Below are 481 nucleotides of genomic sequence, written 5' to 3' on the forward strand. Positions count from 1 at the left end.
GATATATATTGAATAGTTTGGAGATAGCATAGTAATCAAATTAGCTAATCCAAAAGTTAATAAAGCCAGTAAAAGAATGTTTTTCACAGAATACTTAGCTAGTATAGTTGAAAAAAATGGGGCTGATAAAGCAAAAAATAAGGTAAAAACAGTAACGCCTTGCCCTATTTCAGCACTACTTTTATTAAAACTCTTTCCCATATCAGGTAATAGTCCAGCCACAATATAAGTATCCATCCCTAAGGCAAACATACCTAATGTTAAAATCCAAATTTTCTTCATGATTTAATCATTCCTAACAAATATATTTATGTATTTTAGCGTAGTATTATATTGTAATTAATGGAATAATGAATACATTAAGAGTGGTATTAAAGAAAAGTTAATAGAGGGAGTAATATATGAATATTGAATACATAGAGGATTTCATAAAAGTTGCTGAACATCAGAGTCTCAACCATGCTTCTAAGCTACTTAATAT

General features: G+C 28.7%; 1 protein-coding gene. It reads right to left on the minus strand.

All coding sequences use genetic code 11. From position 1 onward, the window contains the following. The coding region (locus ACF91D_RS31790; RefSeq protein ID WP_392438704.1) for an MFS transporter at positions 1-282 on the minus strand (282 nt) is incomplete at its 3' end. Between the last annotated feature and the right edge of the window lie 199 nt (positions 283-481).

This window comes from Staphylococcus sp. 231237_7MaSpsaltlick, from assembly GCF_043107035.1.